This window comes from Escherichia coli DSM 30083 = JCM 1649 = ATCC 11775, assembly GCF_003697165.2.
GTDB lineage: Bacteria > Pseudomonadota > Gammaproteobacteria > Enterobacterales > Enterobacteriaceae > Escherichia > Escherichia coli.
In genome coordinates, this window is the sequence record NZ_CP033092.2 from 342,412 (window position 1) to 362,870 (window position 20,459).

The 20,459-nt window shown below is 52.7% G+C and carries 16 protein-coding genes; 5 read left to right on the forward strand and 11 right to left on the reverse strand.

The genetic code is table 11. The annotated features are described in order from the left end of the window. Positions 1 to 7: 7 nt before the first annotated feature. A complete protein-coding gene (gene malQ, locus EAS44_RS02385) occupies positions 8 to 2,092 on the forward strand; it encodes a 4-alpha-glucanotransferase (protein ID WP_000444330.1) in 2,085 nt (694 codons plus the stop codon). Between the two features lie 44 nt (positions 2,093 to 2,136). Here the strand turns inward: malQ and gntT are convergent, their stop codons facing one another. The 3 genes from gntT to gntX form a co-directional block, all read right to left on the reverse strand. Beyond that, on the reverse strand, positions 2,137 to 3,453 hold the full coding sequence (gene gntT, locus EAS44_RS02390) for a gluconate transporter (protein WP_001131758.1): 1,317 nt from the start codon (positions 3,451 to 3,453) through the stop codon (positions 2,137 to 2,139). Between the two features lie 360 nt (positions 3,454 to 3,813). Continuing rightward, positions 3,814 to 4,389: a Fe-S biogenesis protein NfuA gene (nfuA, locus tag EAS44_RS02395; protein WP_000619389.1), complete on the reverse strand. Its 576-nt coding sequence runs from the start codon at positions 4,387 to 4,389 to the stop codon at positions 3,814 to 3,816. 58 nt (positions 4,390 to 4,447) lie between these two features. After that, complete coding sequence (gene gntX, locus EAS44_RS02400) at positions 4,448 to 5,131, reverse strand: DNA utilization protein GntX (RefSeq protein ID WP_001308099.1); 684 nt, start codon at positions 5,129 to 5,131, stop codon at positions 4,448 to 4,450. A 37-nt stretch (positions 5,132 to 5,168) separates the two neighbouring features. Here gntX and bioH point away from each other — a divergent pair, with 37 nt between their 5' ends. Then, a complete protein-coding gene (bioH, locus tag EAS44_RS02405; protein WP_001060078.1) occupies positions 5,169 to 5,939 on the forward strand; it encodes a pimeloyl-ACP methyl ester esterase BioH in 771 nt (256 codons plus the stop codon). A 219-nt stretch (positions 5,940 to 6,158) separates the two neighbouring features. On the opposite strand, the gene rpnA is transcribed toward bioH, so the two are convergent. From rpnA to greB, 6 genes are all read right to left on the reverse strand, one after another. Further along, complete coding sequence (gene rpnA / locus EAS44_RS02410; protein ID WP_000039083.1) at positions 6,159 to 7,052, reverse strand: recombination-promoting nuclease RpnA; 894 nt, start codon at positions 7,050 to 7,052, stop codon at positions 6,159 to 6,161. Positions 7,053 to 7,254: 202 nt separating this feature from the next. Beyond that, complete coding sequence (gene feoC, locus EAS44_RS02415) at positions 7,255 to 7,491, reverse strand: [Fe-S]-dependent transcriptional repressor FeoC (protein ID WP_000157585.1); 237 nt, start codon at positions 7,489 to 7,491, stop codon at positions 7,255 to 7,257. Between the two features lie 10 nt (positions 7,492 to 7,501). Then, a complete protein-coding gene (feoB, locus tag EAS44_RS02420; RefSeq protein WP_000737043.1) occupies positions 7,502 to 9,823 on the reverse strand; it encodes a Fe(2+) transporter permease subunit FeoB in 2,322 nt (773 codons plus the stop codon). A gap of 16 nt (positions 9,824 to 9,839) precedes the next feature. After that, positions 9,840 to 10,067: a ferrous iron transporter A gene (feoA, locus tag EAS44_RS02425; RefSeq protein WP_001200455.1), complete on the reverse strand. Its 228-nt coding sequence runs from the start codon at positions 10,065 to 10,067 to the stop codon at positions 9,840 to 9,842. A gap of 439 nt (positions 10,068 to 10,506) precedes the next feature. Continuing rightward, complete coding sequence (yhgF, locus tag EAS44_RS02430; RefSeq protein ID WP_000980739.1) at positions 10,507 to 12,828, reverse strand: Tex family protein; 2,322 nt, start codon at positions 12,826 to 12,828, stop codon at positions 10,507 to 10,509. 96 nt (positions 12,829 to 12,924) lie between these two features. Then, complete coding sequence (greB, locus tag EAS44_RS02435) at positions 12,925 to 13,401, reverse strand: transcription elongation factor GreB (RefSeq protein WP_000856744.1); 477 nt, start codon at positions 13,399 to 13,401, stop codon at positions 12,925 to 12,927. Between the two features lie 227 nt (positions 13,402 to 13,628). Here greB and ompR point away from each other — a divergent pair, with 227 nt between their 5' ends. Beyond that, positions 13,629 to 14,348: a two-component system response regulator OmpR gene (gene ompR / locus EAS44_RS02440; RefSeq protein WP_001157751.1), complete on the forward strand. Its 720-nt coding sequence runs from the start codon at positions 13,629 to 13,631 to the stop codon at positions 14,346 to 14,348. After that, on the forward strand, positions 14,345 to 15,697 hold the full coding sequence (gene envZ, locus EAS44_RS02445; protein ID WP_001253708.1) for a two-component system sensor histidine kinase EnvZ: 1,353 nt from the start codon (positions 14,345 to 14,347) through the stop codon (positions 15,695 to 15,697). The genes ompR and envZ overlap by 4 nt, the downstream gene beginning before the upstream one ends. Before the next feature lie 75 nt (positions 15,698 to 15,772). Here envZ and pckA read toward each other — a convergent pair whose 3' ends face one another. Next, complete coding sequence (pckA, locus tag EAS44_RS02450) at positions 15,773 to 17,395, reverse strand: phosphoenolpyruvate carboxykinase (ATP) (protein WP_001309803.1); 1,623 nt, start codon at positions 17,393 to 17,395, stop codon at positions 15,773 to 15,775. A gap of 378 nt (positions 17,396 to 17,773) precedes the next feature. Between pckA and yhgE the strand changes: the two genes are divergently transcribed. Next, on the forward strand, positions 17,774 to 19,498 hold the full coding sequence (yhgE, locus tag EAS44_RS02455) for a DUF4153 domain-containing protein (protein WP_000370888.1): 1,725 nt from the start codon (positions 17,774 to 17,776) through the stop codon (positions 19,496 to 19,498). Positions 19,499 to 19,560: 62 nt separating this feature from the next. Here the strand turns inward: yhgE and hslO are convergent, their stop codons facing one another. Further along, a complete protein-coding gene (gene hslO, locus EAS44_RS02460) occupies positions 19,561 to 20,439 on the reverse strand; it encodes an Hsp33 family molecular chaperone HslO (RefSeq protein ID WP_001135574.1) in 879 nt (292 codons plus the stop codon). Positions 20,440 to 20,459: the final 20 nt, after the last annotated feature.

The following is a 20,459-nucleotide window of genomic DNA, read 5'->3' on the forward strand; positions in this document are numbered from 1 at the left end:
AAGCTCGATGGAAAGCAAACGTCTGGATAATGCCGCGCTGGCGGCGGGTATTAGCCCCAATTACATCAATGCCCACGGTAAACCGCAGTCGATTAGCGCCGAAACCAAACGGCGTTTGCTTGACGCGATGCATCAACGTACCGCCACGAAAGTGGCGGTAACGCCAGTCCCGAATGTCATGGTTTATACCAGCGGCAAAAAAATGCCGATGGTGGTGGAGGGCAGCGGCGAATATAGCTGGCTGCTGACCACCGAAGAAGGAACGCAGTACAAAGGCCATGTAACGGGGGGCAAAGCGTTCAATCTACCGACGAAGCTGCCGGAAGGTTATCACACGCTGACACTCACCCAGGACGACCAGCGCGCGCATTGCCGGGTGATTGTCGCCCCGAAACGCTGTTACGAACCGCAGGCGTTGCTGAATAAACAAAAGCTGTGGGGTGCCTGCGTTCAGCTTTATACGCTGCGATCGGAAAAAAACTGGGGTATTGGGGATTTTGGCGATCTCAAAGCGATGCTTGAGGATGTGGCAAAACGTGGCGGGTCGTTCATCGGTCTGAACCCGATTCATGCGCTCTATCCGGCAAATCCGGAAAGTGCCAGCCCGTACAGCCCGTCTTCTCGCCGTTGGCTGAATGTGATTTATATCGACGTTAACGCAGTTGAAGATTTCCATCTTAGCGAAGAGGCTCAGGCCTGGTGGCAGTTGCCGACCACGCAACAGACGCTGCAACAGGCGCGGGATGCCGACTGGGTTGATTACTCCACGGTTACCACCCTAAAAATGACAGCATTACGAATGGCGTGGAAAGGTTTCGCGCAACGTGATGATGAGCAGATGACTGCGTTTCGCCAGTTTGTTGCAGAGCAGGGCGACAGCCTGTTCTGGCAGGCAGCCTTTGATGCGCTACATGCCCAGCAAGTGAAAGAGGACGAAATGCGCTGGGGCTGGCCAGCATGGCCAGAGATGTATCAGAACGTGGATTCACCAGAAGTGCGCCAGTTCTGCGAAGAACATCGTGATGACGTCGATTTTTATCTCTGGTTGCAGTGGCTGGCTTACAGCCAGTTTGCCGCCTGCTGGGAGATAAGCCAGGGCTATGAAATGCCGATTGGCTTGTATCGTGATCTGGCCGTTGGTGTAGCAGAAGGTGGGGCAGAAACCTGGTGCGACCGTGAACTGTATTGCCTGAAAGCGTCGGTTGGCGCGCCGCCGGATATCCTCGGCCCGTTGGGGCAGAACTGGGGATTGCCGCCAATGGACCCGCATATCATCACCGCGCGTGCCTATGAACCGTTTATCGAGCTGTTGCGTGCCAATATGCAAAACTGCGGCGCATTACGAATTGATCACGTGATGTCGATGCTGCGTTTGTGGTGGATACCGTATGGCGAGACGGCAGATCAGGGCGCGTATGTTCACTATCCGGTGGATGATCTGCTCTCGATTCTGGCACTCGAAAGTAAACGTCATCGCTGTATGGTGATTGGTGAAGATCTCGGTACCGTACCGGTAGAGATTGTCGGTAAGCTGCGCAGCAGCGGTGTGTACTCCTACAAAGTGCTCTATTTCGAAAACGACCACGAGAAGACGTTCCGTTCACCGAAAGCGTACCCGGAGCAGTCGATGGCGGTTGCGGCGACACACGACCTGCCAACGCTGCGTGGTTACTGGGAGAGCGGGGATCTAACGCTGGGCAAAACCCTGGGGCTGTATCCGGATGAAGTGGTACTGCGCGGTCTGTATCAGGATCGCGAACTGGCGAAGCAAGGGCTGCTGGATGCACTGCATAAATATGGTTGTCTGCCAAAACGTGCCGGGCATAAGGCATCGTTGATGTCGATGACGCCGACGCTGAACCGTGGTTTGCAGCGCTACATTGCCGACAGTAACAGTGCTCTGTTAGGACTACAGCCGGAAGACTGGCTGGATATGGCCGAACCGGTGAATATTCCTGGCACCAGTTACCAGTATAAAAACTGGCGACGCAAGCTTTCCGCAACGCTTGAGACGATGTTTGCCGATGATGGCGTGAACAAGTTGCTGAAGGATTTGGACAGACGGCGCAGAGCTGCAGCGAAGAAGAAGTAGAGTGCGGTTGATGCCGGATGCGATGCATCCGGCAGTCAGTGTTATCAAATCACCATATTCAGCAGCAGACAGCCTACCAGACCGCACACCGAGATAATGGTTTCCAGCATCGACCAGGATTTGATGGTCTCGCCGATAGTCAGGTTAAAGTACTCTTTGAACAGCCAGAAGCCCGGATCGTTCACATGAGAGAAAATCACACTACCGGAACCCACCGCAATAACCATCAGCTCCGGGCTAACACCCGTCGTTGCAATCAGCGGTGCCGCGATACCACCCGCAGTGATTGCCGCAACGGTTGCGGAACCCAGCGCGATACGCAGTACGGCAGCAATCGACCAGGCCATCAGCAGCGGAGAAATGTTGGTTTCGTGCATCATGGAAGCAATGTATTTGTCCACGCCGCTGTCTACCAGCACCTGCTTGAACGCACCGCCACCACCGATGATCAACAGCATCATCGCAATGATTTTGATGGAAGAAACCAGCGTGTCGTTAATCTGATCCATTGAACGACCACGGTTTAGACCAAAGGTGAACATCGCAATCAGCACGGCAATCAGCGTAGCCATTACCGGGTCACCGAGGAACTCCGCTACCGGCAGGAAAGCGTGACCTTTCGGCAGGATCATTTCGGCAATCGCACGCATCGCCATCAGTACTACCGGCACCAGAGAGGTCCAGACGCTGACGCCAAAGCTCGGCATCTCTTCTTCGCTGAAGGTTTTCGCGCTGTAGAGACCTTCCGGAATTGGCTTATCGATACCTTTCAACACGCGAGCGTAAACCGGACCGGCGAGAATCACGGTCGGGATTGCCAGAATAGTACCGTACAGCAGGGTTTTACCCATATCGGCATTGAAAATGGTGGCAATCGCAGTCGGACCCGGATGCGGTGGCAGGAAGCCGTGGGTCACAGACAGTGCAGCTGCCATTGGTACACCAACATACAGCAGTGGAATATTCGCAGAAGCCGCGATGGTAAACACCAGCGGCAGCATCAGCACAAAGCCCACTTCATAGAACAGGGCAAAACCAACGGTAAAACCGGTCAGTACCACCGCCCACTGGATGTGTTTTTTACCAAATTTGGCAATCAGCGTGGTGGCGATACGTTGTGCGCCACCGCAGTCTGCCAGCATTTTGCCCAGCATTGCGCCAAAACCCATGATCAGGGCAAGGCTACCGAGCGTTCCGCCGACACCAGCTTTGATGGAGCCAATAACTTTATCCAGCGGCATTCCTTGCATTAATCCAACAGCAAGCGCCACGAGGACGAGAGCGATGAAGCCGTTCATTTTGAAGCGGATCATCAGGAGTAATAACAAGATTACACCGATAGCAACAATGACTAATGGCATGATTTACCTGGCCTTTCATTTGTTATGGGTAACGTCAATTTTCTGACGACAAACTCTAATTATCCCAATCGGGAACAGAGATATTGCGGCACCACGACTGATACCCACTAAAACTAATTATTGTAGTCAGATGTCAGGAGTATGTTTGGTACCCACGTGAATGATACGGGTAACATCCGGCGTTTGAGAATCACCAGAGCGGGGTAAATTTAAATTATGAGAGGTTGGTCATATTATCGCGGGGAAACGAAGGGAGGGGTTTGCCAAAGCAATGCTGCGCCAACGTCTGGCACATGTTCAACGTAGGCCCGAAATGACGCTTTAGCGTCGCATCGGGCAATCTACAAAAGAGGGGATAACTTAGTAGTAGGAGTGCTCGCCGCGCTGGTGTTCGGTGAGATCGCGCACACCTTTCAGCTCCGGGAATTCGTTCAGCAGCTGCTTCTCGATCCCTTCTTTCAGCGTCACATCTACCATAGAACAACCGTTACAGCCGCCGCCAAATTGCAGAATGGCGTAACCGTCTTCGGTGATTTCCATCAGCGAAACGCGACCACCGTGACCAGCAAGCTGTGGGTTGATCTGCGACTGCAGCATATACTCCACGCGCTCCATCAGCGGTGCATCGTCTGCGACTTTACGCATTTTGGCGTTAGGCGCTTTCAGCGTTAACTGGGAACCCAACTGGTCTGTAACAAAGTCGATCTCTGCATCTTCCAGGTAAGGAGCGCTTAACTCATCAACATACGCGGTCAGCAGGTCAAATTTCAGGGCAGTGTCGGTGGCTTCTACAGCGTCCGGCGGACAATAAGAAACGCCACATTCAGCGTTAGGCGTGCCAGGGTTAATCACAAATACGCGGATTTGTGTCCCTTCTTCCTGATTTGCCAGCAGTTTGGCAAAGTGCGCTTGTGCAGCATCGGAAATACGGATCATAGTAATGGCCTAATAGTTGACTATTTTAGTTGGTTATAATACGCCCATCATCGAGGCTCTACAAGGTTCGACAAAGGCACCAGACCTGGACAGTCGCCGCACCATTGCGTAAAAGCAACTGCGCAATCTCTGCGACGGTACTTCCGGTGGTGACGACATCATCCACAATCACCATATGGCGACCTTGCACGGGCAATTCAAGACGAAAGGCATTTTTCAGGTTGCGTTTGCGTAGCCGGGCACTGAGAAAATGCTGGGTCGCAGTGGCCCGTGTTCGTGTGACGGCTTCGCTATCCCATCGGCAGTGCAACCAGCGTGATAACGGCTGACACAGCAAATCGCTCTGATTAAATCCCCGACGCCAGTGACGCCGCTGCCATAACGGAACGCTGATGATGCGATCCGGCAATTGCAACCCGGTGGTGCGACGAGCGTGTAAGACCTCCAATAGTAACAGACGTGACAGGGCGCTGGCGATTTCGCTGCGCCGGGAAAACTTAAGCTGGTGGATTAGCGGGCTTAACGGCGGCGCATAGTCGGCAACCGTGACCAGTCTTTGCCAGGGCGGCGGTTTTTGCAGGCAGCGACCGCAGGGAAGATGTGAGTGTGTGGCGGGTAATCCACATTGGGGGCATAACGTTTTATCTGTACGGGCGGCGCGTGAGCATACCGAACAAATCCCCCAATGACCTAACGCCAGCGGCATTCGGCATAGCCAGCATAATCCCGGTACTGTTAGCATATGTTCATCCTTGTAAGTCAAAAGAGAACAATAGCGGATGAATAACATCTGGTGGCAGACCAAAGGTCAGGGGAATGTTCATCTTGTGCTGCTGCACGGATGGGGACTGAATGCCGAAGTGTGGCGTTGCATTGACGAGGAACTTAGCTCGCATTTTACGCTGCACCTTGTTGATCTGCCCGGTTTCGGGCGCAGTCGGGGATTTGGTGCGCTGTCGCTTGCTGATATGGCCGAAGCCGTGCTGCGACAGGCACCTGATAAAGCCATTTGGTTAGGCTGGAGTCTGGGCGGGCTGGTGGCAAGCCAGATTGCGTTAACCCATCCCGAGCGTGTTCAGGCGCTGGTCACCGTGGCGTCGTCGCCTTGTTTTAGTGCTCGTGACGAGTGGCCGGGGATAAAACCGGACGTGCTGGCGGGATTTCAGCAGCAGCTGAGTGATGATTTTCAGCGTACAGTGGAGCGGTTCCTGGCGTTACAAACCATGGGTACTGAAACGGCGCGCCAGGATGCGCGGGCGTTGAAGAAAACCGTACTGGCGTTACCGATGCCGGAGGTGGACGTGCTCAATGGTGGGCTGGAAATCCTCAAAACGGTCGATCTCCGTCTGCCGCTGCAAAACGTGTCCATGCCGTTTTTGCGATTGTATGGCTATCTTGATGGTCTGGTGCCGCGCAAAGTAGTGCCGATGCTGGATAAACTCTGGCCGCACAGCGAGTCGTACATTTTCGCCAAAGCGGCCCATGCGCCGTTTATTTCGCATCCGGTCGAGTTTCATCACCTGCTGGTGGCGTTGAAGCAGAGGGTGTAGACAGCTTTTGAAATGGCGAGACAGAACTTTACTGACTCGCCGCAGCCAACTCTTCTTCTGACACCCCGGTAAAACGCATGATGTCCGCAAGAGGGACTCCGGATTACAGCATTCTTTTGGCGATATCCAGGGCTTCCAGGCGTCGACCCAATAAATAACCAATCAGGTAAATAATAAGATATTCTCTTTCTGCATCTGTCATTAAAACCATCCTTTACGTTATTGATGATTTATTTCAGCAAGGTCTTCAACCGTCAGGCTGGTAAATCGCAGAACGTCCTCAAGAGAAACTCCGGCGTCCAGCATGGTTTTGGCAATATTTAGGGCGTTGGTACGTATACCTTTCTGAAACCCTTCCTGCCGCAATCTTTCCGCAATAGTCATTAAGTTCTCCTTGTGTTTCGGTGAATGTTCGGCAACGCCGTCGATAAAATCGTTAAAACGTACCGCATCGCCGGTTTGCAAGATGTAATTAAACAGCCCTTTGATTTGTCTGTCATTAGCGTATCCACTACTTAATAAGCAGGCCATTTGCTCTACCAGCCCCATCAGGTCGCGTTGACGAATATGTTTTTGAATTAACTCCAGCAGTGCCATACGTCGGTGCTGCATGATTTCATCATCAGGCATGACGGTGACATCAATCAGCGGAAATGCAGAGGCATAAAGCTGCCTTGCCAGGTTGAGATCGGCGAAACAATCAAGCCAACACAGCGAATAGGGATAGGGGCTTTCAATACCGTGGTAAAACAACAATGGCACCACCATCGGCAAGGTTTTGTATCCGGCATCCAGGTGATTTTGCATTGCGGCAATGGCGTAGCGCATCATGCGAAATGCGATCAGTTTGTTTGAGGTGCTTTGATGTTCAATCAGACAATAGATGTATCCTGGTCCTTGTTCCGTTTTCACCGACCACAGCACGTCGGAATAGCTTTCACGCAGATCGTCATCAATAAAGCTGCTCGACTCCAGCTTGAGGGTTTTCATATCACAGAGCGCGTGAATGGGTGCCGGTAAATGAAACGCAAGAAAATCGCGTGCCGTCTCCGGTTGGCGTAAAAAGAGTTTGAACAGCGCATCGTGTGGGGTGGAACTCTGCTTTTTGCTCATGGCGTTCCTTCACCTGTTGTTTGAATGCCGCGACTCTACGCGCCACTCCACACCTGTGCATTAGCGAGTTTTCATCCCTGCGAGACGCTTTCAGAGGAATTTACGTCGCGCTGCAAGGGTTGCATTTTTATGGAAAGCCGCACGCAAAAAAGCCCGGATGCAAACGCATACCGGGCTTTTCAAAACAGGTGATGGAGTATGGTTAACGCAACGCCCACCATTCGTGCAGACAGGCTTTTCCTTCCGGGCAGCTTTTACAACTGCCGGAAAGACAGCCGTCAGGTTCTTCCTGAATCCGCACTGCTTTTCCCATACTTTCTAGCTGTTTCAGCATGGCGTTAATCATTGGCTGCGGAGTGTTCAGTGTCTGGCTAATCTGGGCCGCTTCCATACGGCCCCGTAATGCCAGTAAATCACGCACTTGAATGAGCGAAGCCATTGTCGTGTCCTTAGTGGCAATCGCCAGTGGTACTGGCCGCACAGCAACTGCTTACCGATTTGCGCGTTGCCAGCAGTTCGACATCTACCCGGCTACGCGCGCGGCGCAGCAGACCGATAACCACGATGTTAAACAGGATAACTGCCAGAATGCACACCAGGCTGTAAGTTGGATGCTGGCTGTAGCTGGCGACCTGATAGAACAATGTTGCCAGTGAGTAAGCAATATTCAGCCCCCACAGGATGGAGAAGCCCATCCAGCCACGGCTTGATTCACGCGCGATAGCCCCCATCACCGAGATGCACGGTACGTACAGCAGGACGAAAATCAGGTAGCTGTATGCGGCAGCTGCGCTACCGAATTTCTGATCCATCACGCCCATCGCCCCGGTACCCATTTCGCCGTCGCCTTTGCTGGCTTCAATGGGGTTCATCAGTACGCTAAGGCTGAAGGTGTCTTTCAGGCTCTGCCAGGTTTCATCTACCGCACTGAACAGCTCTTCACCGAGGTTAAATTCCGCCGGATTGAACTCTTCGTCCTGAATATTTTCTGCGGTGTAGAGGGTGTTGAGCGTACCCACCACCACTTCTTTCGCCATGGCACCTGTAAACAGGCCAACCGTTGCCTGCCAGTTATCTTCATGTACGCCAATCGGCTTGAAGACCGGGGTGATCACCCGGCTGACGGAAGCCAGCGCCGAGTCGTTGATGTTATCGACGATTTTTCCGCTCAGCGAGAAGCTGTTGAAGGCGCTCAGGAAAATGCTGACAATGATAATCACTTTACCAGCACGCAGAACGAAGCCTTTCAGACGCTGCCAGGTCTGGATAACCAGGCTTTTAACGTGTGGTACATGGTAGACCGGCAGCTCCATGACAAACGGCGTCGCTTCACCGCGCATGATGGTGTACTTGAGCATCAGGCCCGTCAGCACCGCCATTACGATACCCAGCATATACAGCGAGAAGACCGCCAGCGCACCGTTCTGCCCGAAGAAGGCAGCCGCGAATACTGCGAAGATAGCCAGACGCGCGCCGCAGGACATAAACGGTGCCATCATGATGGTCATCAGACGTTCACGCGGTGCATCAAGCGTACGTGCGCCCATTACCGACGGTACGTTACAACCGAAACCAACGATCAGCGGTACAAAGGATTTCCCCGGCAAGCCCAGCGCCTGCATCAGACGATCCATCACAAACGCCGCACGCGCCATATAGCCGGAGTCCTCAAGGAAGGAGAGGAACAGGTACATCATGCCGATCTGCGGCACCAGTGGCAGCACGGTGTTAATACCACCGCCCAGGCCTTGGGCGAGGAAGATAGTCAGCCAGTCCGGGAAGTGGAGCGTGTAGCCAATCCACTGAATACCATGCACAAAGAGTGCTACGGAGCCGACGTCAAACAGCGGCTGTAACGCCCCGCCGATGTTGATAGCCAGCAAGAACATCAGGTACATCACAAAGAGGAAAATCGGCAGACCGAGGAAACGGTTGAGCACGATTTTATCTACCGCAGTGGTGAAACGGCTGGGTTCTGCCGTCAGGGTGTTGCTTACCACATCACAGATGGCAGCAATGCACTGGTAACGCGCATCGGCAATGTGCAGCGCCGGATCGTCCATCTCATTACGCAGACGGGCGAGGGCGGCATCCAGATGCTGCGACGCTTCACCGGCGTAGGCGCGGCTGTAGATATCGCCTTCCAGCATTTGCAGGCCCAGCCAGCGACGTTGTTTCAGCGGGATGTCGGAAGGCATCACTTTTGCCAGTGAATCTGCTTCGTTGAGCAGCGGCTGAGCGTAATGCACCAGTTCCACATTTTCGTTAGCTTTATAGCGATCAATCGCCAGCTTGAGCGCTTCAATACCGCGACCACGGGTTGAAACCAGCGGGATCACCGGGCAGCCAAGACGCGCCGACAGAGCATCAATTTCAATGCGAATATTTTGCTTCTCGGCAATGTCGAGCATGTTCAGCGCCACGATGCAGGGAATGCCGAGTTCCAACAGTTGCAGCGTCAGGTACAGGTTACGCTCAAGGTTAGACGCATCCACCACGTTAATCAGCAGGTCTGCGTCGCCACTCAAAATGTAGTGACAGGCGATTTGCTCATCGAGCGAGGTCTGCGATGAGATGGTGGTCAGAGAATAGGTGCCGGGCAGGTCCACCAGCGTGACCTGATGATCGGTGGTGGAGAATTGCCCTTCTTTACGTTCGACGGTAACGCCAGCCCAGTTACCTACACGCTGACGTGAGCCAGTGAGCTGGTTAAATAACGTTGTCTTGCCAGAATTTGGATTACCAATTAAGCCAATGGTTAATTTTTTCATTGTTGTTATCACCGTATTAACAGGAAACCGCTTCCACTTCTAATAAGGCCAGATCTTTTTTGCGTAATACCAGGCTCACACGACGGGTTTCGATATGAATGGGGTCGCCGAGTGGAGCGACGCGCACCACATTAAAAGAGGAGCCAGGTAACATGCCAAGAGAAAGCAGTTTTTGGCGATATGCCGGGCTGATTTCACGGGAAAAGCCAGTAATTTTCCACGCAGTATCTGGAGTGTATTGCATAGGTGCCTACTTGTTTCTCATTAACTGGATAACTACCTCATGGGGCGTTTGACAGCGACATGAGACCAGATGATTTGCCAACGAAGGAGAGATTAAATAATCAACAGTACAATGATAATGAGAATGGTTTCTATCAGCAATACTTAAAATGTGTGTGAATGTTGGTTTGAATAATAATCTGACTCAATGTTGATATGGCTCAAGGTTATATCGCAGCGAAAATATAATTCGCATGACGAATTATTAGGGCTGGTTAATGTTTAATTAAGGTTTCAGTTGTTAATGAAGTGATAAATATTAACGGGATATATTATGAGTTTGCTTGTGGAATAAAAAGGCCGGAGATATTCTCCGGCACTTTTATGTCAGGCAAGGCGTTCGTTGCCAGATGCGGCGTGAACGCTTTATCTGGCAGGTTTACGTTTGTCTATCAGGGCGTTTAACGTTTTTTGCCCATTGCCGCCGCCAGCGCATCCATCATCGCGCTGTTACCGGCAGGCTGCGCTTCACGCCCACGCGGTTTGGCTGCCGGGCGGTTGTTTTGCGGGCGTTCATTACCGCCGCCGCGACGGGCGTTGGTTTCGCCAGGCTGCTCGTCCAGACGCATGGTCAGGGCGATACGTTTGCGCTGAAGATCCACTTCCAGCACTTTCACCTTCACAATGTCGCCCGCTTTCACCACGGTATGCGGATCTTCCACAAACTTGTTCGACAATGAAGAGATGTGGACCAGGCCGTCCTGATGCACGCCAATATCGACAAACGCGCCAAAGTTGGTGACGTTGGTCACCGCGCCTTCGAGGATCATACCCGGTTGCAGGTCGTTCATTGTCTCGACGCCATCAGCAAACTGAGCGGTTTTAAATTCCGGACGCGGATCGCGACCCGGTTTTTCCAGCTCTTTGATGATGTCAGTTACTGTCGGCACACCGAATTTCTCATCAGTAAAGTCAGACGCTTTCAGGTTACGCAGCTCGCTGCTGTTACCCATCAGATCTTTCAGTGCCTGCTGTGTTGCTGCCAGAATGCGTTCCACCACCGGATAGGCTTCCGGGTGAACGGTAGAGGCGTCCAGCGGGTTATCGCCGTGGTTAATGCGCAAGAAGCCCGCGCACTGCTCGAAGGCTTTCGGCCCCAGACGGCTCACTTTTAACAGTTGCTGACGGTTCTGGAACTGGCCGTTCTCATCGCGCCAGGCCACGATGTTTTGCGCCATCATGCGCGTCAGGCCCGCCACACGGGTTAATAGAGGAACAGAAGCGGTGTTGAGATCGACGCCAACGGCGTTTACGCAGTCTTCTACTACTGCATCCAGTTTGCGTGCCAGCTGCGTCTGGCTGACGTCATGCTGATACTGACCTACGCCGATAGATTTCGGATCGATTTTCACCAGCTCTGCCAGCGGATCCTGCAAACGACGGGCGATAGACACCGCGCCACGCAGCGAAACGTCGAGATCCGGGAATTCCTGTGCTGCCAGCTCGGAAGCCGAGTAAACCGACGCGCCAGCTTCGCTGACGATCACTTTCTGCGCGGTCACTTTCGGGAACTGCTTCTGCACGTCGAGATAGAAACGTTCGGTTTCGCGGGAAGCTGTACCGTTGCCAATCGCCACCAGTTCAACGTTATGCTTTTCACACAGCGCAGCAACGGTCATCGCTGCTTTTGCGGCCTGCCCGGTATGCGGATAAATGGTATCGGTCGCCACCAGTTTACCTGTCGCATCGACTACCGCCACTTTTACCCCGGTACGCAGACCCGGATCGAGGCCCATCGTTGCACGCAGTCCGGCAGGGGCCGCCATCAGCAGATCGTGCAGGTTACGGGCAAAGACGTTGATTGCTTCATCTTCCGCGCGTTCGCGCACGGTGCCCATCAGTTCAGTTTCCAGATGCATCAACACCTTGATGCGCCACGTCCAGCTCACCACACCTTTGCGCCAGCTATCCGCCGGGGCATTGTTCAGGCGCAGGCCAAGGTGTTCCATGATGATTTGCTCGCAATAGCTCTCTTTCGGCGGCTCTTCGAACTGCGGATCGGCATTCAGCGAAAGCTGAAGTATGCCTTCGTTACGACCACGGAACATCGCCAGCGCGCGGTGAGAAGGCACCGTTGACAGTGGTTCGTGATGATCGAAATAGTCGCGGAATTTTGCCCCTTCCTCTTCTTTACCGCTCACCACGGTTGAGACCAGATGCGCGTTCTTCCACAGATAATCACGCACTTTCGCCAGCAGCGCAGCATCTTCGGCAAAACGTTCCATCAGGATATAGCGCGCGCCGTCCAGCGCGGCTTTGGTATCTGCCACGCCTTTATCGGCATCAATATATTGTGCAGCGGCGACTTCTGGCGTGTGTGACGGATCGCTCCACAGCAGATCGGCCAACGGCTCAAGCCCTGCTTCAATGGCGATTTGCCCACGGGTGCGGCGTTTAGGTTTGTAGGGCAGGTAGAGGTCTTCGAGTTCGGTTTTGCTTAGGGTGGCGTTGATGGCATTCGCCAGATCATCGGTGAGTTTGCCTTGCTCGGAAATGGACTTGAGGATCGCCTGACGTCTCTCTTCCAGCTCGCGCAGATAGCTCAGACGCGTTTCCAGATTACGCAGCTGCGTGTCATCCAGACCGCCGGTGATTTCCTTACGATAACGTGCGATAAACGGCACGGTATTCCCTTCGTCAAGCAGGCGAACGGCAGCGTCAACCTGTTCCGGGCGCGCCTGAATTTCACCCGCAATAATGCGGCAGAACGAATCATTCATCATGGTTTGAGTTCATCTTTTCGGATCAAAAATCAGGGGATAGTTATACGGACTGGCTGGCAAAAATGCCAGCCATCGGCAGGAGGTTAAGACTCTTCCTTACGGTTTCACGTACTCGATAGCATTAACATACCAGCTCGCTTCCCCGGCAGGGGTATTCACCACCGCCAGATCGCCGACTTCTTTTTTCAGCAATGCGCGGGCCATCGGGGAATCGATAGAGATGTAATCTTTACGGCCAAAAATTTCATCGTAGCCGACAATACGGAAACGGTGAGTCACACCATCGTCGTTTTCAATCTCCACCCACGCGCCAAAAAAGACTTTGCCTTCCTGCTGCGGGGAGTAATCGACGATTTTGAGATTTTCCATGCATTTAGTGAGATAGCGCACGCGACGGTCGATTTCACGCAGGCGCTTTTTATTATACTGATAGTCAGCATTTTCGCTGCGGTCGCCCAGACTTGCGGCCCAGGTCACTTTCTTTGTGACCTCCGGGCGTTCTTCACGCCAGAGATAATTAAGCTCTTGTTTGAGTTTTTCATACCCTTCCCGGGTAACCAGGGGCGTTTTCATCTCGTTGATTCCCTTTGTCTGTTTGATAATGCGCACATTGGGTATAACGTGATCATATCAACAGAATCAATAATGTTTCGCCGAATAAATTGTATACTTAAGCTGCTGTTTAATATGCTTTGTAACAATTTAGGCTGAAATTCATACCAGATTTAGCTGGTGACGAACGTGAGCTTTTTTAAGAATACACGCTTACAAATTGTTGCGAACCTTTGGGAGTATAAACAATGCAAGAGAACTACAAGATTCTGGTGGTTGATGACGACATGCGCCTGCGCGCGCTGCTGGAACGTTATCTCACCGAACAAGGCTTCCAGGTTCGAAGCGTCGCTAATGCAGAACAGATGGATCGCCTGCTGACTCGTGAATCTTTCCATCTTATGGTACTGGATTTGATGTTACCTGGTGAAGATGGCTTGTCGATTTGCCGACGTCTTCGTAGCCAGAGCAATCCGATGCCGATCATTATGGTGACGGCGAAAGGGGAAGAAGTGGACCGTATCGTTGGCCTGGAGATTGGCGCTGACGATTACATTCCAAAACCGTTTAACCCGCGTGAATTGCTGGCCCGCATTCGTGCGGTGCTGCGTCGTCAGGCGAACGAACTGCCAGGCGCACCGTCACAGGAAGAGGCGGTAATTGCTTTCGGTAAGTTCAAACTTAACCTCGGTACGCGCGAAATGTTCCGCGAAGACGAGCCGATGCCGCTCACCAGTGGTGAGTTTGCGGTACTTAAGGCGCTGGTCAGCCATCCGCGTGAGCCGCTCTCCCGCGATAAGCTGATGAACCTTGCCCGTGGTCGTGAATATTCCGCAATGGAACGCTCCATCGACGTGCAGATTTCGCGTCTGCGCCGCATGGTGGAAGAAGATCCGGCGCATCCGCGTTACATTCAGACCGTCTGGGGTCTGGGCTACGTCTTTGTACCGGACGGTTCTAAAGCATGAGGCGATTGCGCTTCTCGCCACGAAGTTCATTTGCCCGTACGTTATTGCTCATCGTCACCTTGCTGTTCGTCAGCCTGGTGACGACTTATCTGGTGGTGCTGAACTTCGCGATTTTGCCGAGCCTCCAGCAGTTTAATAAAGTCCTCGCGTACGAAGTGCGTATGTTGATGACCGACAAACTGCAACTGGAGGACGGCACGCAGTTGGTTGTGCCTCCCGCTTTCCGTCGGGAGATCTACCGTGAGCTGGGGATCTCTCTCTATTCCAACGAAGCTGCCGAAGAGGCAGGTCTGCGTTGGGCGCAACACTATGAATTCTTAAGCCATCAGATGGCGCAGCAACTGGGCGGTCCGACGGAAGTTCGCGTCGAGGTCAACAAAAGTTCGCCTGTCGTCTGGCTGAAAACCTGGTTGTCGCCCAATATCTGGGTACGCGTGCCGCTAACCGAAATTCATCAGGGCGATTTCTCCCCGCTGTTCCGTTATACGTTGGCGATTATGCTATTGGCGATAGGCGGGGCGTGGCTGTTTATTCGTATCCAGAACCGACCATTGGTCGATCTCGAACACGCAGCCTTGCAGGTGGGTAAAGGGATTATTCCGCCGCCGCTGCGTGAATATGGCGCTTCGGAGGTGCGTTCCGTTACCCGCGCCTTTAACCATATGGCGGCTGGTGTTAAGCAACTGGCGGATGACCGCACGCTGCTGATGGCGGGGGTAAGCCATGATCTGCGCACGCCGCTGACGCGTATTCGCCTGGCAACCGAGATGATGAGCGAGCAGGATGGCTACCTGGCAGAATCGATCAATAAAGATATCGAAGAGTGCAACGCCATCATTGAGCAGTTTATCGACTACCTGCGCACCGGGCAGGAGATGCCGATGGAAATGGCGGATCTCAACGCAGTACTCGGTGAGGTTATTGCTGCCGAAAGTGGCTATGAGCGGGAAATTGAAACCGCGCTTTACCCCGGTAGCATTGAGGTGAAAATGCACCCGCTGTCGATCAAACGCGCGGTGGCGAATATGGTGGTCAACGCCGCCCGTTACGGCAATGGCTGGATCAAAGTCAGCAGCGGCACGGAGCCGAATCGCGCCTGGTTCCAGGTAGAAGATGACGGTCCGGGTATTGCGCCGGAACAACGTAAGCACCTGTTCCAGCCGTTTGTTCGTGGCGACAGTGCGCGCACCATTAGCGGCACGGGATTAGGGCTGGCGATTGTGCAGCGTATCGTGGATAACCATAACGGGATGCTGGAGCTTGGCACCAGCGAACGGGGCGGGCTTTCCATTCGCGCCTGGCTGCCAGTGCCGGTAACGCGGGCGCAGGGCATGACAAAAGAAGGGTAAAAAAACGGGAGGTGAAGGTGCCTCCCGTTTTGCTTTCTATAAGATACTGGATAGATATTCTCCAGCTTCAAATCATTACAGCTTCGGACCAGCCGCTACCAGCGCGGCACCCGCTGGGGTGTCGGTGTATTTATCGAAGTTGTCGATAAACAGTTTTGCCAGCGTTTCGGCTTTTTCCTGCCACTGTTCCGGAGAAGCGTAGGTGTTACGCGGATCGAGAATCTTCGTGTCTACGCCCGGCAGTTCGGTTGGGATCGCCAGGTTAAACATCGGCAGAGTGAAGGTTTCTGCGTTATCCAGCGAACCGTTGAGGATGGCGTCGATAATGGCGCGGGTATCTTTAATGGAGATACGTTTGCCAGTGCCGTTCCAGCCGGTGTTAACCAGATACGCCTGCGCGCCTGCCGCCTGCATACGTTTCACCAGCACTTCTGCGTACTGAGTCGGGTGCAGCGACAGGAATGCCGCGCCGAAGCAGGCGGAGAAAGTTGGCGTCGGTTCGGTGATGCCGCGCTCTGTACCAGCCAGTTTGGCGGTGAAGCCAGAGAGGAAGTGGTACTGGGTTTGATCGGCAGTCAGACGAGAAACCGGCGGCAGCACACCAAAGGCGTCTGCGGTCAGGAAGATAACTTTCGTTGCGTGGCCCGCTTTGGACACCGGCTTAACGATGTTTTCGATGTGATAGATCGGATAAGAAACGCGGGTGTTCTCGGTTTTTGAACCATCATCAAAGTCGATAGTGCCATCTTCACGCACGGTGACGTTTTCCAGCAGCGCATCACGACGGATAGCGTTGTAGATTTCAGGTTCCGCTTCTTTCGACAGCTTGATAGTTTTTGCGTAGCAGCCGCCTTCAAAGTTAAACACGCCGTCATCGTCCCAGCCGTGCTCGTCATCGCCAATCAGGCGACGTTTCGGGTCGGTGGAAAGGGTGGTTTTACCGGTGCCGGAAAGGCCGAAGAACACCGCAACATCGCCTTTCTCGCCAACGTTGGCGGAGCAGTGCATAGAAGCGATACCTTTCAGCGGCAGCAGGTAGTTCATCATTGAGAACATCCCTTTCTTCATTTCGCCGCCGTACCAGGTGCCGCCAATCAGCTGCATGCGCTCGGTCAGGTTAAACGCCACGAAGTTTTCGGAGTTCAGACCCTGTTCTTTCCACTGCGGGTTAGTGCACTTCGCGCCGTTCATAACGATAAAGTCTGGTTTGAAACCTGCCAGCTCTTCATCGCTCGGGCGAATAAACATGTTTTTGACAAAATGCGCCTGCCAGGCCACTTCGGTGATGAAACGGACGGAAAGACGAGTATCCGGGTTCGCACCACAGAAGGCGTCGACAACGAACAGACGTTTGCCGGAAAGCTGTTTGGTCACCAGGCCTTTCAGATGCTGCCAGGTTTCCGGAGAGAGAGGTTTGTTGTCGTTCTTACCTTTGCCTTTGTCTGCCCACCAGAAAGTATCGCGAGTGGTATCGTCACGAACGATATACTTATCTTTTGGTGAACGACCGGTGAAGATCCCGGTATCGACGGCAACGGCACCCAGATTAGTTAACACCCCGCGCTCATAACCGGTCAGGCTCGGGTCCAGCTCTTCCTGATACAGCAGATCGTAGCTTGGGTTGTAAACGATATCATGTACGTCACTGATACCATAAGCCTCGAGTTCTTGCGGGGTCAAACCATTGTTAACGCGCATTTCACTGCTCCTTAGCCAATATGTATTGCCTGAATAGTAAAGTCTTTTTGGGGGTGTTAACCGCGACAAGGCTCATAGATTTACGTATCTGGAGAAATTCATATTTGACAAAAAACTCCGTGATTCCTGTCACGAAACGGTTGCTATTATCGCAGAAATAGCATTTTAGGTGTGGAAAATGTTCTCAAAAGGTTAAAACTTGGTTTATATGGCGGGAATATTGTGAGTGGAATCGCATTCATGAATGAAATTGATGCAAATTCAATCGGTAAAGTATCGATTCACCACGCTAACTTTTTTTGATTATTTTTTGAAAAAAGCAAAATACTACTGCCCGGATGCGATAATTAACCCACCTTTTGATTCTGGATAAACAACATGGATAACGTTGAACTTTCACCGGCAACACGCTGGGGGATGATTGCTACCGGATTACTTCAGGGGGTGGTTTGCTACCTGCTGATCGCCTGGCTTGCCGGAAAAAATCTCAGTTGGATTGTTTATGGCGTGCCTGCGACCGTCGCGTTTTCATCCGTTTTACTCTTCTCCGTGATCTCCTTTAAACAGAATCGCCTTTGGGGATGGCTGGCGCTGGTGTTTATTGCCACGCTGGGAATGAGCGGCTGGCTGAAGTGGCAAACTGATGGCATGACCCCCTGGAGAGCTGAAAAGGCGCTTTGGGATTTTGGCTGCTATCTGCTGCTGATGGCAATGTTGTTGCTACCGTGGATACAACAAAGCCTTCGCATCCGCAATGACAGTAGCCGCTATCGCTACTTTTACCAGTCAGTATGGCATAACGTACTTATATTACTGGTGATTTTTCTCGCCAATGGCCTGACGTGGCTGGTGCTTTTACTGTGGAGTGAGTTGTTTAAACTTGTTGGCATCACGTTTTTCAAAACGCTCTTTTTTGCAACCGACTGGTTTATTTATCTCACGTTAGGTCTGGTTACCGCGCTGGCGGTGATCCTCGCGCGAACACAGTCACGTTTAATCGACTCTATTCAAAAGTTGTTCACGTTAATCGCCACGGGGTTGCTGCCGTTAGTATCATTGCTAACCCTGATGTTTATTATCACCCTGCCGTTTACGGGCCTGAGCGCGATTTCTCGCCACATCTCCGCCGCTGGGTTGCTGTTAACGCTGGCCTTTTTGCAATTGATCTTAATGGCTATTGTCCTCGATCCGCAAAAAGCGTCACTTCCCTGGACGGGGCCATTGCGTTGCCTGATTAAAACCGCTTTGCTGGTTGCTCCGCTGTATGTGTTCGCCGCCGCCTGGGCGCTATGGCTGCGGGTCGCTCAGTACGGCTGGACTGCCGACCGCTTGCAGGGCGCGCTGGCGGTGCTGGTGTTACTGGTATGGTCGCTGGGGTATTTTGTCAGTATCGTCTGGCGTAAAGGGCAAAATCCCCTTGATCTTCAGGGCAAAGTGAACCTTGTGGTTTCGTTATTGGTGTTGGTAATACTGGTGCTTCTTAATTCGCCGGTGCTGGACAGTATGCGCATTAGCGTGAACAGTCATATGGCGCGTTATCAGAGCGGCAAAAACACGCCAGACCAGGTAACTATCTACATGCTCGAACAGAGCGGTCGCTATGGACGTGCGGCGCTTGAGTCGCTGAAAAGCGATGCCGAGTATATGAAAGACCCGAAACGCGCGCGGGATCTGCTGATGGCGTTAGATGGAGAGCAACATCTTCAGGAACAGGTATCGGAAAAAGTATTAGCCGATAATGTGTTAATTGCCCCAGGTTCTGGTAAACCGGATGCGACATTCTGGTCGGCCTTAATCCAGGATCGCTATAACGTGATGACCTGTATTGAAAAAGACGCCTGCGTACTGGTCGAGCAAGATCTGAATAGTGATGGTCAGGCGGAGCGGATCCTGTTTGCTTTTAATGATGACAGAGTCATTGTCTATGGCTTTGACTCAGCCAGAAAAGAATGGGACGCGCTTGATATGAGTTTACTTCCGCGCCAAATAACGAAAGAAAAATTACTCGCTGCTGCGAAGGATGGAAAGCTGGGGACGAGGCCTAAAGCGTGGCGCGATCTTGTAGTGGATGGTGAAAGGCTGGATGTGAATCTGAATGAGTGACAAAGCGCATCAGGTGTATTAGTCGTAAAATCCGGCAGAGTCCTCTCTGCCGGACATACTCATTAATGAACTTGCGGATCTGCCGGAGACGCGTTGTTGCGGATCTCGGCAATATCCATCGCATTGAACAGATAGTGGTTACCGCAGTAATCACAATGCATGTCAATTTCGCCATCTTCCGCCAGGATGCTATCGACTTCTTCATCAGGCAGCGTTTTCAGCGCATCGGCGCAACGTTCACGCGAGCAGGTGCATTTGAACTCCACATCCTGCGGATCGTAAACCGTCACCTCTTCTTCGTGATACAAACGCCACAACACTTCGTTTGCCGGTAAAGTCAGCAGTTCTTCGGTTTTGATGGTTTCGGTTAGCGTCGCCAGGTGGTCAAAGTCGTCCTGCTGGGCATTTTGCGCAGGCATTACCTGCAACAACATTCCGCCTGCAGCCGGTTTGCCGTCTACGTCGCCGGTGCGAATAAACAGGCGCGTCGGCAGCTGTTCAGAACGCATAAAGTAATCTTCCAGGCAGGCCGCCAGGGTATCACCTTCCAGACCAACCACGCCCTGATAGCGTTCGCCTTCGCTCGGAGTGATGGTGATCACCACGTAACCATTGCCGACCAGCGTTTTCAGGTCGGCATTTTCTGGAATTTCGCCCTGCACGCGCGCCACACCGCGCATCTGCTGGTTGTTGTTACCGTTAATAACCGCCAGATTCATCGGACCGTCGCCTTGCAGCTGTACGGTGATATCACCATCAAACTTCAACGTAGCGGTTAACAGGCTGGTCGCAACCAGCAGTTCTGCCAGCACGTTTTTAACGGGCTGCGGATAATCGTGATTCTCAAGGATCTGTTGCAGGGTTTCCGAAACGGTTACCAGTTCGCCGCGAACGGCAAAGTTTTCAAACAGATAGCGATGTAATTGGTCATGTTGCGGCATAATCATCTCTCTTGCAGGTG